This window comes from Rhodopseudomonas sp., from assembly GCF_013377015.1.
In the GTDB taxonomy this organism is placed as follows: Bacteria; Pseudomonadota; Alphaproteobacteria; order Rhizobiales; family Xanthobacteraceae; genus JARJEH01.
The window spans coordinates 312,145-326,494 of sequence record NZ_JACABA010000003.1 but is presented as its reverse complement, the minus strand read 5'-3'; the positions used below and the strand labels follow the sequence as shown (position 1 = coordinate 326,494).

13 protein-coding genes are annotated in these 14,350 nt (G+C 64.5%); 4 read left to right on the top strand and 9 right to left on the bottom strand.

Annotated features, from left to right (window positions below; genetic code table 11):
- Window positions 1–32 precede the first annotated feature (32 nt).
- The gene (gene ispH, locus HXX15_RS16655; RefSeq protein WP_296517433.1) at window positions 33–977 is read right to left on the bottom strand and encodes a 4-hydroxy-3-methylbut-2-enyl diphosphate reductase; all 945 of its coding nucleotides are present in this window, start codon (window positions 975–977) and stop codon (window positions 33–35) included.
- Window positions 978–1,273: 296 nt separating this feature from the next.
- Here ispH and HXX15_RS16650 point away from each other — a divergent pair, with 296 nt between their 5' ends.
- Window positions 1,274–3,862, top strand: a complete 2,589-nt coding sequence (locus tag HXX15_RS16650; protein ID WP_296517432.1) for an MMPL family transporter — start codon at window positions 1,274–1,276, stop codon at window positions 3,860–3,862.
- Here HXX15_RS16650 and HXX15_RS16645 read toward each other — a convergent pair.
- Window positions 3,830–4,477: a DUF2147 domain-containing protein gene (locus tag HXX15_RS16645; RefSeq protein WP_296517605.1), complete on the bottom strand. Its 648-nt coding sequence runs from the start codon at window positions 4,475–4,477 to the stop codon at window positions 3,830–3,832. The two genes, HXX15_RS16650 and HXX15_RS16645, sit on opposite strands and share 33 nt — an antisense overlap.
- Window positions 4,478–4,580: 103 nt before the next feature.
- Between HXX15_RS16645 and hpnO the strand changes: the two genes are divergently transcribed.
- The gene (hpnO, locus tag HXX15_RS16640) at window positions 4,581–5,972 is read left to right on the top strand and encodes an aminobacteriohopanetriol synthase HpnO (RefSeq protein WP_296517431.1); all 1,392 of its coding nucleotides are present in this window, start codon (window positions 4,581–4,583) and stop codon (window positions 5,970–5,972) included.
- Between the two features lie 3 nt (window positions 5,973–5,975).
- Here hpnO and HXX15_RS16635 read toward each other — a convergent pair whose 3' ends face one another.
- The 6 genes from HXX15_RS16635 to HXX15_RS16610 all read right to left on the bottom strand — a co-directional run bounded on the left by HXX15_RS16635 (window position 5,976) and on the right by HXX15_RS16610 (window position 11,318).
- Entirely contained in the window at window positions 5,976–6,743 is a 768-nt protein-coding gene (locus HXX15_RS16635) for an anti-sigma factor (protein WP_296517430.1), read from the bottom strand.
- A complete protein-coding gene (locus HXX15_RS16630; protein ID WP_296517604.1) occupies window positions 6,740–7,243 on the bottom strand; it encodes a sigma-70 family RNA polymerase sigma factor in 504 nt (167 codons plus the stop codon). Before HXX15_RS16630 ends, HXX15_RS16635 begins: the two co-directional genes overlap by 4 nt.
- A gap of 130 nt (window positions 7,244–7,373) precedes the next feature.
- Window positions 7,374–7,703: a cupredoxin family copper-binding protein gene (locus HXX15_RS16625; RefSeq protein WP_296517429.1), complete on the bottom strand. Its 330-nt coding sequence runs from the start codon at window positions 7,701–7,703 to the stop codon at window positions 7,374–7,376.
- Window positions 7,704–7,712: 9 nt separating this feature from the next.
- Window positions 7,713–8,648, bottom strand: coding sequence for a metallophosphoesterase (locus HXX15_RS16620; RefSeq protein WP_296517428.1), 936 nt, complete (start codon window positions 8,646–8,648; stop codon window positions 7,713–7,715).
- A gap of 139 nt (window positions 8,649–8,787) precedes the next feature.
- Window positions 8,788–9,696, bottom strand: a complete 909-nt coding sequence (locus HXX15_RS16615) for an alpha/beta hydrolase (protein ID WP_296517427.1) — start codon at window positions 9,694–9,696, stop codon at window positions 8,788–8,790.
- Window positions 9,693–11,318, bottom strand: a complete 1,626-nt coding sequence (locus HXX15_RS16610) for a GMC family oxidoreductase N-terminal domain-containing protein (protein WP_296517426.1) — start codon at window positions 11,316–11,318, stop codon at window positions 9,693–9,695. Before HXX15_RS16610 ends, HXX15_RS16615 begins: the two co-directional genes overlap by 4 nt.
- A gap of 156 nt (window positions 11,319–11,474) precedes the next feature.
- Between HXX15_RS16610 and HXX15_RS16605 the strand changes: the two genes are divergently transcribed.
- Complete coding sequence (locus HXX15_RS16605; RefSeq protein WP_296517424.1) at window positions 11,475–12,647, top strand: M20 aminoacylase family protein; 1,173 nt, start codon at window positions 11,475–11,477, stop codon at window positions 12,645–12,647.
- 18 nt (window positions 12,648–12,665) lie between these two features.
- Here HXX15_RS16605 and HXX15_RS16600 read toward each other — a convergent pair whose 3' ends face one another.
- Entirely contained in the window at window positions 12,666–13,481 is an 816-nt protein-coding gene (locus tag HXX15_RS16600; protein WP_296517422.1) for an RMD1 family protein, read from the bottom strand.
- Between the two features lie 339 nt (window positions 13,482–13,820).
- Here HXX15_RS16600 and HXX15_RS16595 point away from each other — a divergent pair, with 339 nt between their 5' ends.
- Window positions 13,821–14,321, top strand: coding sequence for a ferritin-like domain-containing protein (locus HXX15_RS16595; RefSeq protein WP_296517420.1), 501 nt, complete (start codon window positions 13,821–13,823; stop codon window positions 14,319–14,321).
- Window positions 14,322–14,350 lie beyond the last annotated feature (29 nt).

The window sequence follows — 14,350 nt, the reverse complement described above, 5'->3', positions numbered from 1 at the left end:
CCAAATCTTCAGACACATCAAACCAGCGCGGTTCAGGCCGAGGCCAGCTCCGCAGGCAGCACGAATTCGATATTCTCTTCCCGCCCGGCCAGCACCGACACCGTGACCGGGCCGATCCGGCGCAACGCTTCGATCACGTCGTCGACCAGTACTTCGGGAGCCGAGGCGCCCGCCGTGATGCCGACCGCCTTGGCGTCCTTCAGCCACTCCGGATTGAGCTCGCTGCCGTCCGCGATCAGATAGCTCGGAATCCCGACCTCGGTCCCGATCTCGCGCAGCCGGTTCGAATTGGAACTATTGTTGGCTCCGACCACGAGAATGACATCGACGAGCTTGGAGAGGTCTCTTACCGCGGATTGGCGATTTTGTGTCGCATAGCAGATATCCCGGATGTCCGGGCCCTGAATGTCGGAAAACTTCCGCTCCAGCGCGACGATAATGTCCTTGGTGTCGTCGACGCTCAGCGTGGTCTGGGTGATATACGCCACCGGGGTGTCGGCCGGCAGCGTCAGCGCGGCGACCTCGTCGACATTCTGTACCAGCAGCACCGGACCCGAGACCTGTCCCATGGTTCCGACCACTTCGGGATGACCGGCGTGGCCGATCAGGATCAGGGCGCGGCCCTTCGACATGTAGCGCTTGCCCTGATTGTGGACCTTGGTCACCAGCGGGCAGGTGGCGTTGAGCACCGGCAGGCCGCGCGCGGCTGCCTCTTCCTCGACGCTCTTGGCCACGCCATGGGCGCTGAACACGGTGACCGCCTTCGGCGGCACCTCGGACAGGTTCTCGACGAAGATCGCGCCCTTGGCTTTCAGGCTTTCCACGACGTATTTGTTGTGCACGATCTCGTGCCGGACATAGACCGGCGGGCCGTATTTCTCTAGTGCGCGCTCGACGATCTCGATCGCGCGAACGACGCCGGCGCAGAAACCGCGGGGCTGGGCGAGAAAAACTTGGAGCGGCCGAACGTCAGACAAGGGTCACCACACTCATGATTGCACTCCGTCTCCGGGATTATTGGCAATTTTCGCGCCACGATCCAACCGGTATTGCCGCACCTGAGACCTCGGAGCGCTGGATTGGCGGATCAGAACGCCCTTGGCAATCGGCTTCGGTGAGATTACTTCCGGCCACGACATCCCGCCGAGGTCCCCATTAAGCCATTTTGCCGAGTTCTTGAAGGCAAGACTATCGAGGCTAACTAGTTCAATGCGGGAACCCGAGCCAGAGCGGTCGCATTTTAGGCAAGCCGGAAGCAATAGAAAGTGAAATTGTGCTGACAAATGTCGTCGTATCCATTGTCAAAGCTTGCACCCGTTTTGCGACTTTTACTTTACTGATCGGCATAGTTCTTGCGGTCGCCGCCGGCTTCTACACGTCGCGGAACTTCGGGATCAATACCGACATCAATCGGCTGATCTCGCCGGATCTGGACTGGCGCCAGCGCGATATCGCGTTTGACAAGGCGTTCGATCAGGAACGCCTGATTCTGGCCGTGGTAGATGCGCCGACGGCGGAATTCGCGGGCGCCGCCACCGCCGTGCTCGCCGATAAATTGTCTAGCGATAGCAAAGCCTTCTCGTCTGTCCGCCGGCTTGGCGCGGGGGATTTTTTCGACAAGAACGGGCTGCTGTTCCTGTCCTCCCCGGAGGTCGCGAGCCTGACCAGCCAATTCGGGTCGGCGGCCCCGCTGATCGAGATCATGGCCGGCGATCCGAGCCTGCGCGGGCTGACCGCAGCGCTGGAGACCGGGCTGCTCGGCCTGAAACGTGGCGAATTCACCCTGGACGGCACCGAACGGCCGTTTTCGATGCTGGCCCAGACCGTCGAAACCGTGCTGAAGACCGGTTCCGCAATGTTTTCCTGGCGCGAACTGGTCAGCGACAAGCCGCTGACCGACTCTGACCGCCGTTCCTTCATCGAAATCAAGCCGATTCTGGACTTCCAGGCGCTGGAACCCGGCAAAACCGCCACCGACGCGATCCGGCAGGCGGCCAAGGACCTCAATCTGGCCTCCGACTTCGGTGCGCGGGTCCGGCTGACCGGGCCGGTCCCGATCGCCAATGAGGAATTTGCCACGGTTCAGGAGGGCGCCATTGTCAACGGCATCGGCACAGTGCTGGTGGTGCTGGTGATTCTGTGGCTGGCGCTGCACTCGCCCAAGATCATTTTCGCGGTGTTCGTCACTTTGTTCGTCGGGCTGTCGATCACCACCGCGGTCGGTCTGTTGATGGTCGGCTCGCTCAGCCTGCTGTCGATTGCCTTCGCGGTGCTGTTCGTCGGGCTGGGGGTCGATTTCGGCATCCAGTTCAGCGTGCGCTATCGCTCAGAACGCTACAAAAGCAACGATCTCGTGGTGGCGTTGGTGAAGGCCGCCGAGTATTCGGCGATCCCGCTGTCGCTGGCGGCGATGTCGACCGCGGCGGGTTTCTTGTCGTTCCTGCCGACCGCCTACAAGGGCGTCTCCGAACTCGGCATGATTGCCGGCGCCGGCATGATGATCGCGTTCTTCTCCAGCATCACGGTGCTGCCGGCGCTGCTCAAGCTGCTCAACCCGGCGGGCGAGAAGGAACCGCTGGGCTACGCTTTTCTGGCGCCGGTCGATCACTTCCTGGAAAATCATCGGGTCGCGATCGTGGGCGGGACGCTGGCGCTGGCGGTTGCCGGCCTGCCGCTGCTGTATTTTCTGCAGTTCGATTTCAACCCGATCAATCTGCGCAATCCGAAGGTCGAATCGATCGCGACCTTTCTCGATCTGCGCAAGGATCCGAACACCGGCGCCAATGCCGTCAACGTGATGGCGCCGTCGGAAGACGCGGCCAGAGAGGTCGCGGCCAAGCTCAACAAACTGCCAGAAGTGTCGCGCACGATGTCGCTCGACACCTTCGTGCCCGACGATCAGCCGGCTAAATTGAAGCTGATCAAGGAGGGCGCCAAGCTTCTCGAGCCGGCGCTCAATCCCGGATCGATCGATCCGGCGCCGACCGATGCCGAAAACATCGAAGCGCTGAAGGGAACTGCGGTCAGCCTGCGTAAGGCGGCCGGCGAAGACAAAGGCCCCGGCGCCGCGGCCTCGCGGCGATTGGCCGATGCGATTTCCCGGCTTGCCGAATCGAACCAGACGACTCGCGACAAGGCCCAGGCGGTGTTCGTGACGCCGCTGCAACTGGCGCTGACCCAACTGCGCAATTCGCTGCAGGCCGAGCCGGTGTCGCTGCAGAGCCTGCCGGACGACATCGTGTCGGCGTGGAAGACCAAGGAAGGTGCCTTCCGTGTCGAGGCGCTGCCGCGCGGCGATCCGAACGACAACGAAACGCTGCGCAAATTCGCCGCAGCCGTGCTGAAGGCCGAACCCAAGGCGGTCGGTGGCCCGGTATCGATTCTGAAGTCCGGCGACACCATCGTCTCGGCCTTCATCCAGGCCGGGCTGTGGGCGCTGCTTTCGATCTCGCTGCTGCTGTGGCTGGCGCTGCGCCGGATCGGCGACGTGCTGCTGACGCTGGTGCCGCTGCTGGTGGCCGGCGCGGTGACGCTGGAAATCTGCGTGCTGATCGGGCTGCCGCTCAACTTCGCCAACATCGTGGCGCTGCCGCTGCTGCTCGGCGTCGGTGTCGCGTTCAAGATCTATTACGTCACCGCGTGGCGGGCGGGACACACCAACCTGCTGCAATCGGCGCTGACTCGGGCGATCTTCTTCAGCGCGCTGACCACCGCGACCGCATTCGGCAGCCTGTGGCTGTCGAGCCACCCTGGCACCGCCAGCATGGGCAAGTTGCTGGCGCTGTCGCTGGTCACCACGCTGGCCGCGGTGCTGCTGTTCCAGCCGGCGCTAATGGGCAAGCCGCGCGATCTCGGGGAGTAGACAGATATCGCCGACCGGATCGGCGGCCGGCAGCGCAGTCGGCCTCTGGCCGACCGTGTTCGGCATCCCGGCGGGCGGCACGGCTGTCCTTGCTGCGGGTTCGGACAGGCCAGCTTTAGCCATATGGCTGTTCGGCGTCGCCCTGGTCCCGGCCGGGCTGTTGGAGGGACTGCTGGGGATCGGGCCTTTGACCCTGGTCCAGGTCTCGCTGCCGCACAGGAAACCGAGCAGGCACCCCTGGATCTCTAGTCGGTCGGGACCGGCGACCTTGATCGAAGAGTCATAAATCTTGCCGTCCTTGGCGTTATAAACCGTGCCGTCCCATTGATCAGCGCCCGGCTTCTTCTTCATGTCGAACAGAATCGCCATTCCGAGCGTCGGCCGGCTGACTTTCGCAGGGTCGGGATTGTTCTTGTCGTGCGCTCCGGGTATTTTTTCCCAGACGACCGCCCCCCACATGCTGCCATGGCACTCCGCGACCCGGATGTCGGCCACCGCGTCGGCGACCCGCCAGTCGCCGGTCGGGTCGGAGGCCAGTGCCGGGGCGAGGCCCACTGAGCAAAACAGTCCGCATAGCAGCAAAGCGCGCGTGGTATTTCGTAGCCGCTGCAACATGGTTCCAACCTGTGTTAAGGGCAATTCGCGATGTTGCAGGGTCATTACGTCGCAATGCATGTTTTCAGTTGACGACAGACCCAACAAGCGAAGTATGTAACTGATGCTATATCCGAATTTAGACGTTTCCGAGATCTTCATGGAGCGGCAGTCGCAGCGCAGCTCGATGCATGCGCGCCATCTCAATGAACAACTCGTCCGGGTGTTGAAGACCATCGGCTACGATGTCGGTTTCCAGAGCGGCCGCGGCCAATATCTGTTCGATCGCGACGGGGCGCGCTATCTCGATCTGCTCAGCGGTTTCGGGGTGTTTGCGATCGGCCGCAATCACCCGGTGTTGCGCGAGGCGCTGAAAAGCGTGCTCGACAGCGATCTGCCCAATCTGGTGCAACTGGATGTCTCGACGCTGGCCGGCGTGCTGGCGGAACGGCTGCTGGAATATGTGCCGTATCTGGACAAGGTGTTCTTCGCCAATTCCGGCGCCGAATGCGTCGAGGCCGCGATCAAATTCGCGCGCTGCGCCACCGGCCGCACCGGCATTGTGCACTGCCACCACAGCTACCACGGCTTGACCTATGGGGCGCTGTCGCTGACGGACGATCCGAACTTCCAGAGCGGGTTCGGGCCGCTGCTGCCCGACTGCACGACGATTCCGTTCAACGATCTCGACGCGCTGGAAAAGGCGCTGTCGACCCGTCAGGTCGCCGCCTTCATCGTCGAGCCGATCCAGGGCAAGGGCGTCAACATGCCCAGCGACGAGTTCCTGCCGGGCGCCGCGGCGCTTTGCCGTCGCTACGGCACGCTGTTGGTGGCCGACGAGATCCAGACTGGAATGGGCCGCACCGGGCGTTTTCTCGCGGTCGAGCACTGGAACGTCGAGCCCGACATGGTGCTGCTGTCGAAGGCGCTGTCCGGCGGCCACGTCCCGGTCGGCGCGCTGCTGACCCGCAAATATATCTTCGACAAGGTCTTCAACCGGATGGACCGTGCCGTGGTGCACGGCTCGACCTTTGCCAAGAACGATCTGGCGATGGCGGCCGGCATCGCCACGCTGGAAGTGCTGAAGCACGAAAAGCTGATCGAGACCGCCGCCAAGCGCGGCGCCGAACTGCGGCTGGCGCTGACCCGCATGGTGCCCGGCTACGAGCTGATGAAAGAGGTTCGCGGCAAGGGGCTGATGATCGGCGTCGAATTCGGCCCGCCGAAATCGCTGCGGCTGAAGGCGTCGTGGACCATGCTGGAGACCGCCAACAAGGGGCTGTTCTGCCAGCTGATCACCGTGCCGCTGTTCAAGGACCACAAGATCCTGACCCAGGTGTCGGGCCACGGTAGCCATACCATCAAGCTGCTGCCGCCGCTGACCATCACCGAGGAAGACTGCAGCTGGATCGAAACCTCGTTCGATTCCGTGATCGCCGACAGCCACAAAGTCCCCGGCGCGATCTGGTCGCTCGGCAAGACCCTGGTCGACAACGCGGTGCGCAAGTCGGCCTAGCCGTCATCCCGGATTGGCAGTTCGCATCGCCGATTCGAACTTGTCGCCGAACTCGGACAATTCGTCGGCCGCAACGTCGCTGACCGCCCAGAAATTCAGCCCCCGATCGCGCCAGCGCCTGATGTTGAAGCCCTGTACGGTTTCGATCTTTGATGCCTGGCGTTCGCTGCTCGCGGTCTGCGCCACGAACAGATTAATGACATGGATCCGGCGCCGGTACACGATCGCGCCGATCGCGCGGCCGTCGACATAATCCAGCCGTCCGCCGATCAGGGTGAAGCCCTGCGCGGTCAGATCGATCACCGGCGGCGAGACGTCGAGGCGGCCGTTGAACCACGGTTTCACCGTGTGCTGGTCGCTGGACAGTACATCGGTGAGGTGCCCGGCCTGCAACGAGCGCAGATGCGCGGAGACCACCTCGGACATGATGCGCTGCTCGTCGTCGGCGCGAAGCACCATCACGACGATCCCGGTCGCGGCCATTGCCGACAGCGCCGAGCCGAACGCAAAACCCTTCAGCACCGCGCGGCGGCTGGCCGCGCGCGGTTGCGGTTGCGGCAGCGCGGCCGCGATGCGCTGGCGCAGCGCCGAAGGTGCCGCGAAATGCGGCTCGCTCGCCACGATGGCGCTGGTCATGTCGCGATAGGCGCGCAGCTGTGCGGCGCAACGCGGACAGGTTTCGAGGTGCGCCTCGACCTCGCGGCTGTGGCTGGCGTCGAGTTCGCCGTCGAGCAGCGCGTGCAGCAGAATTTCGGCCTCGTCGCAGGTCATGGCATGCGCTCCTGTTCGGCGGTCCAGGCGGCGCGCAGCAGCGCGCGGGCGCGCGACAGCCGCGACATCACGGTGCCGACCGGGGCAGCGACGATATCGGCGATCTCGCGATAGGACAGATGGTGGATTTCGCGCAGCACGATCGCCTCACGAAACGCCGGCTCGAGTTCGGCGACCAGGCGGCGGATGGTCGCCGCATCGAACCGGCGCAGCAGTTGCACTTCCGGCGTCGCCTCGGTCTCCTGCCACAGCGGCGCGGCGCGTTCGGCCTCGTCGTGTCGATCGTCGATCGCGGTGGTCGGCGACGTCGCGCGCCGCGCGTGTTCGGCGTTACAGACGTTGCGCAGGATCGCGAACAGCCACGGCTTGAACGCGGGACCGCGGTAGCTGTGAAAATGCTTCAGCGCGCGCAGGTAGCATTCCTGCACCGCGTCCTCGGCGTCATTGGCGTCGCGCAGCAGGTAGCGCGCCAGCGTATAGACGTCGTCGAGCAAAGGCATCGCGGCGTCGCGAAAACGCCGGGCCTGATCGAGATCGTCATCCACGGCTGTCACCGGCGTCGCCTTTTCAATTGTGGACCGGCCGATGCGAGGCATCGGCCGGTCCAGTGTGATGGCCTGATTTGGCTTGTCACTCAACCTTGATCGTCCCGGTCATATGGGGATGCAGCGAACAAAAATACTTGTAGTCGCCCGCTGTCGCGAAAGTGAATGAGTAGCTGTCGTCGGTATCGAGCGTTTTCGACTTGAATTTGCCGGCTGACACCACGGTATGCGGAATGTCGTCGTGGTTGGTCCAGGTCACCGTCGAGCCGACCTTCACCGTGAGCTGCGCCGGGGCGAAGGTGAAATTGTCGATTGTCACTGACACGGTCTCGCAGCGCACGGCCGAAATCTGCGACGCCATGAACGCGGCGACGGCGCAGCGGATCGCGAGATGGCGTATTGTTGCAATTGTCATCATCGCACCTCAGCTCTGTAACGGGGTGTCGATGATCGCCAGGCGCTGCTGCCCCGGCTTGAACACGATGCTGGCGGTGCCGAGCAGGCTGCGGAGCTTGTCGTCGGCGACCTTCATCGGGCCGGGCGAGGGTGCGGTGCCGGGCGCCGGCTGCGGAAACGCGGTCGAACGCGCGGTGTGGAAGGTGACGTTGCCCTCGACCTTCTGCATCACCTGATGGATGTGGCCGTTCAGCACGGTGACCGAGCCAAAACCCTTCAGATAGTCGAGCGCGCGGGCGCCGTCCGCGGTGCCCCAGCCCCACTCCGGATACACCGTCCATAGCGGGATGTGGGCGAACACCACGATCGGGGTGGATGTCGATCTGCCGCGAAGGTCGTCTTCCAGCCATTCGAGTTGGTCGGCGCCGAGATTGCCAAGCCCGCCGGCCTTGAGGTCGACGACGTTGACGAGGCCGATGAAGTGCACGCCATTGGCGTCGAACGAGTACCAGCCGGCGCCCTTGGTGCCGCGGCCGTAGCGTTCGCGATAGAGCTTGATTTCTTCGTCAATCATGTCGTGCTCGCCGGGGACGTAGTGCACGTCGAGCTTGGCCTGCGAGATGATGCGCTCGGCATCGTCGAATTCTGCCGCCTTGGCGAGATGCGTGATATCGCCGGTGTGGATCATGAAGGACGGCTTCGTCGGCATCGCCTTGATCTTGCCGATCGCTTCCTCGAGCGTGCCGATCGCGTTGGGATTGGCCGGCTTGCTGAAGCCGACATGGCTGTCGCTGATCTGCAGGAAGGAGAATCCGACCGGCTCCGCGGCCTGCGCTTCGCCGACCAGCCCCAGCGCCCGCGGCACGCCGCCCGACACCGTCCACAGCACGCCGGTGCCGGCCCAGGTCATGCATTCCAGCATCTTGCGGCGGCTGACGCCGTCGTGGTGATCGTGATCGCTCATGGCCACTCTCCCGCGACCCTTGATTGGGTCTCAGGGACTGGATCGGGCAGGGCGGGGGTTTATTCCCGGGCGGGGCCGACAAAGCCGACGCCCGGGCGATGACGATGTCGTGACGACGCCGTCTCCGGCGCGCCGCACCTTAGCGCGCTGCGGTCTCGAATTCTTCCAACGCGGCGATCAGTAGCTCGGGCGCCTCCTGGGCGACGCAGTGGCCGACGCCGTCGAAAGCGCAGCGGCTCGCGGCCGGGATCAGCGCAGCGGCGCGGGCCGCCATCTCCTTGTAGATCGGCCACGACTGTTCGGCGGTGGCGATCCGCACCGGACAGTCGATCTCGGCGAGCCAGCCGAACGGATTGCCGCCGTCGTCGTCGGCATAGACCTGCTCGATCGCCTGGTAAATCGGCAGCAGCAGCGCGGCTTCGATCTCCGGCCGGCACAGCAGCCGCACCCGTCCATCGGGCAGCGGTTCGAAACCGTGCCGGATGTAGGCGCGCAGCGCCGGTTCGGTCCATGGCGCGAAGGCCGGCGCCGCGCGAAAGCGTTGCAGCGCCGCCTCGGCGCTGGCGAATTCGACCTGACGGCGCAGCACGCCCTGCACCGTGGCCGTGCCCTGGTCGCTCAGCCGCGCGCCGTCGCCGGGATGCGCGGTCGGCGTCATCACGGTCGGCTCCATCACGAATAGCCGGGCGAAGCGTTCGGGCTGCAGTTTGGCGGCGAGCAGCAGGTCGGTGGCGCCGGCGCTGTGGCCGATGCCGTAGATGCCGGTCAGCTGCAACGCCTTGATCGCCGCGCACAGGTCCGACGCAAAATCCAGGAAGTGATAGCGATCAGCGATCGGCTTGTCGCTGGCGCCGTGGCCGCGGCGGTCGAGCGCATAGACCGTGTATCTGCTGGTCAGCGCATTTGCGATCTCGTCCCAGACCTCGGCAACGAAGCCGGTTCCGTGCAGCAGCAGCGCCGGCGGCCTGCGCGGGTCGGCCTCACCCCATCGCACCAGCGCAAGCCGCAGCCCGGCGGTTTCGACCCAAATGCGATGCCGTTCGGTCATGACAGCCGGGAATCTTCGAGCAGCATCGAGGCGCCCTTCTCGGCGATCATCGCGGTCGGCGTATTGGTATTGCCGGACGTAATCGTCGGCATCACCGAGGCGTCGATCACGCGCAGCCCGCCGATGCCGAACAACCGCAGCCTCGCGTCGACCACGGCCAGCCGATCGCTCGGCAACCCCATTTTTGCGGTGCCGACCGGATGGAAGATGGTGGTGCCGATATCGCCCGCGGCCTTGGCCAGCGCGGCGTCGTCGTCGCCGACCGTGGGGCCGGGGAGATATTCCTCGGGATGATAGCGCGCGAGCGCTTGTTGATGCATCAGCCGGCGCGTGGCGCGGATCGCGTCGGCGGCGACGCGGCGGTCGGCGTCAGTGGTGAGGTAATGCGGCGCAATCGACGGCGCAGCATCGGGCGCGGCCGACTTGATCTTGATCTCGCCGCGCGAGGTCGGACGCAGATTGCAGGCGCTGACCGTGATTGCCGGAAAGCGGTGCAGCGGATCGCCGAACTTGTCGAGCGACAGCGGCTGGACATGAAACTGGATATTGGCGCGCTCCTGGCCCGGGTCGGAGCGGGTGAAGATGCCGAGCTGCGACGGCGCCATGGTCAGCGGCCCGCGCCGCCGCAGCGCGTAGTCGAGCCCCATCAGCGCCCGCCGCGGCAGCGAATGATAGGTCTCGTTCAGGGTGCGGACGTTGGCGACTTTGTAGATCGCGCGTTGCTGCAGATGGTCCTGCAGATTGCGCCCGACGCCGGGACGATCCAGCACGGTGTCGATGCCGAGCGGCGCCAGCCATTCGGCAGGCCCGATCCCGGAGCGGTGCAGCACCTGGGTGGAGCCGATCGAGCCGGCGCACAGCACCACCTCGCGCCGCGAGCGGACTTCGACGATCTCGCCGCCCTGGATGAAGCGGACGCCGACAGCGCGGCCGTGCTCGACGATCAATCGATCGACCAGCACGTTCTTTTCCAGCCGCAGATTGGGGCGGTGCAGCGCCGGCTTCAGAAAGCCCCGCGCCGATGACCAGCGCCGGCCGCGCTTCTGATTGACGTGGAAATAGCCGACGCCTTCATTGTCGCCGGTGTTGAAATCGCGGATCCAGGGAATCCCCATTTGCTCGGCGGCGTCGCCGACGGCGTCGAGGATCGGCCAGGACAGCCTTGCCGCTTCAATCCGCCAGCCGCCGCCCGTGCCGTGAAGCGCGCTGTCGCCCAAAAAATGATCTTCCAGCCGCCGGAATGCGGGCAGCACATCGTCCCAGCCCCAGCCGGCGAGCCCGAGCTGGCGCCAGTGGTCGTAATCGGCGGCCTGGCCCCGCATCGAGATCATGGCGTTGATGGCCGAGCAGCCGCCGATCACCTTGCCGCGCGGATAGGCCAATGAACGACCGTTGAGACCGGGCTCGGGTTCGGTGCGGAACATCCAGTCCGAGCGCGGATTGCCGATCGCGAACAGATAGCCGACCGGGATATGGAACCAGATCCAGTTGTCGCTGCCGCCGGCCTCCAACAGCATTACCCGGTGCGCCGGGTCGGCCGAGAGCCGGTTGGCGACGATGCAACCTGCCGTTCCCGCGCCGACCACGATGTAATCGAACTCGCCCTCGATCCGTTGCGCCATCCCTGCCACCCGCTTTTTTTGCACCGCCGACGCGGTGTCGGCAACGCTTAGCGGTGGGTTCGGTCGCTGTACAGTTGCCTTGCAGCCGGTATTGGGCGGATGGCACGGGTCGTGCTAGGCTATCTCAACTGGTTCTCTCACCGAGATGTAGGCCCCATGCCCGTAATCAACCGCGTCGCCGATCTGCAGCCCGACATCATGGCCTGGCGCCGCGATATCCATGCCCATCCCGAACTGATGTACGACGTCGACCGCACCGCGGCCTTCGTGGCGGAGCGGCTGCGGGAATTCGGCTGCGACGAAGTCGCCACCGGGCTCGGCCGCACCGGCGTGGTCGGCGTCATCAAGGGCCGCAAGCCCGCGGCGGACAGCGACGTCAAGGTGATCGGAATGCGCGCCGACATGGACGCGCTGCCGATCGAGGAAGCCACCGGGCTGGATTACGCCTCGACGGTTCCCGGCAAGATGCACGCCTGCGGCCACGACGGCCACACCGCGATGCTGCTCGGCGCCGCGCGCTATCTGGCCGAGACGCGGAATTTCTCCGGCGACGCGGTGGTGATCTTCCAGCCGGCGGAGGAGGGCGGCGCCGGCGCCGCCGCGATGATCAAGGACGGCCTGATGGACCGGTTCAAGATCGACCAGGTCTATGGCATGCACAACGGTCCCGGCATCCCGATCGGGTCGTTCGCGCTGAAGGCCGGCCCGGTGATGGCCTCGACCGATTCGATCGATATCCGGATCGAGGGCGTCGGCGGCCACGCCGCGCGGCCGCACAAATCGATCGATTCGGTGCTGGTCGGCGCGCAGCTGGTTGCGGCCCTGCAGTCGATCGTCTCGCGCACCGTCGATCCGCTGGAATCCGCGGTGATCTCGATCTGCGAGTTCCACGCCGGCAATGCCCGCAACGTAATCCCGCAGACCGCGGAACTCAAGGGTACGGTGCGGACGCTGACCGCCGAGGTGCGCGACCTGGTCGAGAAGCGAGTTCGCGAGGTGGTTTCCGGGGTGGCGCAGATGACCGGCGCGAAAATCGATCTCGAATACGAGCGCGGTTATCCGGTGGTGGTGAATCACGCTGCGCAGACCGCGATTGCACAGAAGATCGCGCGCGACGTCGCCGGCGACGCCAATGTCCACGACATGCCGCCGCTGATGGGCGCCGAGGACTTCGCCTACATGCTGGAAGCCCGCCCCGGCGCTTTCATCTTCCTCGGCAACGGCGACAGCGCCGGGTTGCATCACCCGGCCTACAACTTCAACGACGACGCCATCGTGTTCGGCACCTCGTATTGGATCAAGCTGGTCGAGACCACGCTGGCGGCGTGAGCATCGGCGCTGGCGATGTTAGTGGCCCCGACCCGCGAAGATCTGATAGAAGGTCATCACGATCTCGAATGCGATCAGCAGCACGACGATCAGTTCGAGACGGAGCGAGCGTCGTGTATCGATGATGTCCGCCAGCGTGTTGGCGGTCTCGGCGATCACCGCGAGCTTCTGGTTGAGCGCATCGACGCGCTCCTTGAGTTCGTACTCGTCTTCGAGGCGGGCGTAGAGCCGTTCCAGATCGGGACGATCCCACAGCGCGTCCGGCTTTTCGGTGATGGCGACGCGTCCGGACAGCCGGTGCTGCACCAGTAGCGCGTTTCCGATCAGCTTCAGAACGCCCTTGCGATCGCGGCGGGTTCGGCCGTGGTCGGCCAATTCCCTGGCAAAGGGTTCGATCACCTCGAACACCTTGGCCACTTCTCGCTCACCATGCGCGAGCACGACGCTCTTTGCCAGTACGTCGGCAACCACCAGCAGTCGCTCCGCCGACATTTCCTTGACATGGATCGGGCCTCCGGCCGGGACCTGATCGAGCCTGTCGTTCGCTAGTTCGATGATCGCGGTCTCCTCCTCATAGACCGCGAGCTTGCCGCCGATCCGGGAGGCCAGACTCTCCATGAATTTGGCCTCCTCGGTGGCGGACAAACCGACGAGAACCGCAACGCCGTAGCGAAACAGCACCGCGACGCCGTTGACTCCGACCTTGATCGCGAGCGGAACGGCCGAAAGCACCTCGGCTTCGAAACCCGCGGTGTTGATCCGGTCCCCGACATGAAGCGCGTGGGCGGCCACCCGGTTGCCGACATCGAACGAAACAAACGTCAGGTTCTTCATCATCGCCATCCGATACCGACGCGCCGAGACAAAATGTGAGCCGATCCGTCTGGCTGCGCGTCCAAGAACAGCAGTCGCCTCGGCCGGAAATCCAGATTTCGGATCGTAGCTCGATTGTTTTGGTCATCACAAGTCGCGGTTCCCTGGGCTCAGGAACCGACCCGTGACGCAGAATTTCGCAGGACCGCGGCGCAACGTCGGGCGACACCAACGACAGCCACTTGCATGAGTCCGAATCCGGACCTGGCGCCGAGATGCTTTGTTCGCAGCAGCGCGGAACCTCGACATAAATTTTGCGTTGAGCCGCGGGAATACACCCACAACGCAATGGAGCGCATCATGGCCGCCGCGAAGGATAAGGACCTCAATGATCTTTTCCTCGATACCCTCAAGGATATCTACTTCGCCGAAAAACAGATTCTGAAAGCGCTGCCGAAGATGGCGAAAGCCGCCACCTCCGACAAGCTGCGCGCCGCGTTCGAGAAGCATCACGGCGAGACCGAAGGCCAGATCGAACGCCTCGAGCAGGTGTTCGAACTGATCGACAAGCCGGCGCGGGGCAAGACCTGCGATGCGATCATGGGCATCCTCGACGAGGGCAAGGAAATCATGGACGAGTACAAGGGCACCGAGGCGCTCGACGCCGGGTTGCTCGCGGCGGCGCAGGCGGTCGAGCACTACGAGATCTCGCGCTATGGCACCCTGAAGCAGTGGGCCACCCAGCTCGGCATGAAGGACGCGGTGAAGCTGCTCGATGAGACCCTGCAGCAGGAAAAGAAGACCGACGTATCGCTGACCGCGCTTGCGGAGTCCGCGATCAATATCGCCGCCGCGGCGTAGCAAGCGTCGGTCGCCGGTCGCGAAGAGAC

What these genes read in the sequence shown, in the direction of transcription:
- HXX15_RS16610 (WP_296517426.1), bottom strand. Translation starts at nt 11,318, where the DNA reads ATGGCGCAACGGATCGAGGGCGAGTTCGATTACATCGTGGTCGGCGCG.
- HXX15_RS16605 (WP_296517424.1), top strand. Translation starts at nt 11,475, where the DNA reads ATGCCCGTAATCAACCGCGTCGCCGATCTGCAGCCCGACATCATGGCC.
- HXX15_RS16625 (WP_296517429.1), bottom strand. Translation starts at nt 7,703, where the DNA reads ATGACAATTGCAACAATACGCCATCTCGCGATCCGCTGCGCCGTCGCC.
- HXX15_RS16595 (WP_296517420.1), top strand. Translation starts at nt 13,821, where the DNA reads ATGGCCGCCGCGAAGGATAAGGACCTCAATGATCTTTTCCTCGATACC.
- HXX15_RS16620 (WP_296517428.1), bottom strand. Translation starts at nt 8,648, where the DNA reads ATGAGCGATCACGATCACCACGACGGCGTCAGCCGCCGCAAGATGCTG.
- HXX15_RS16600 (WP_296517422.1), bottom strand. Translation starts at nt 13,481, where the DNA reads ATGAAGAACCTGACGTTTGTTTCGTTCGATGTCGGCAACCGGGTGGCC.
- HXX15_RS16615 (WP_296517427.1), bottom strand. Translation starts at nt 9,696, where the DNA reads ATGACCGAACGGCATCGCATTTGGGTCGAAACCGCCGGGCTGCGGCTT.
- HXX15_RS16630 (WP_296517604.1), bottom strand. Translation starts at nt 7,243, where the DNA reads ATGCCTTTGCTCGACGACGTCTATACGCTGGCGCGCTACCTGCTGCGC.
- hpnO (WP_296517431.1), top strand. Translation starts at nt 4,581, where the DNA reads ATGCTATATCCGAATTTAGACGTTTCCGAGATCTTCATGGAGCGGCAG.
- HXX15_RS16645 (WP_296517605.1), bottom strand. Translation starts at nt 4,477, where the DNA reads ATGTTGCAGCGGCTACGAAATACCACGCGCGCTTTGCTGCTATGCGGA.
- HXX15_RS16635 (WP_296517430.1), bottom strand. Translation starts at nt 6,743, where the DNA reads ATGACCTGCGACGAGGCCGAAATTCTGCTGCACGCGCTGCTCGACGGC.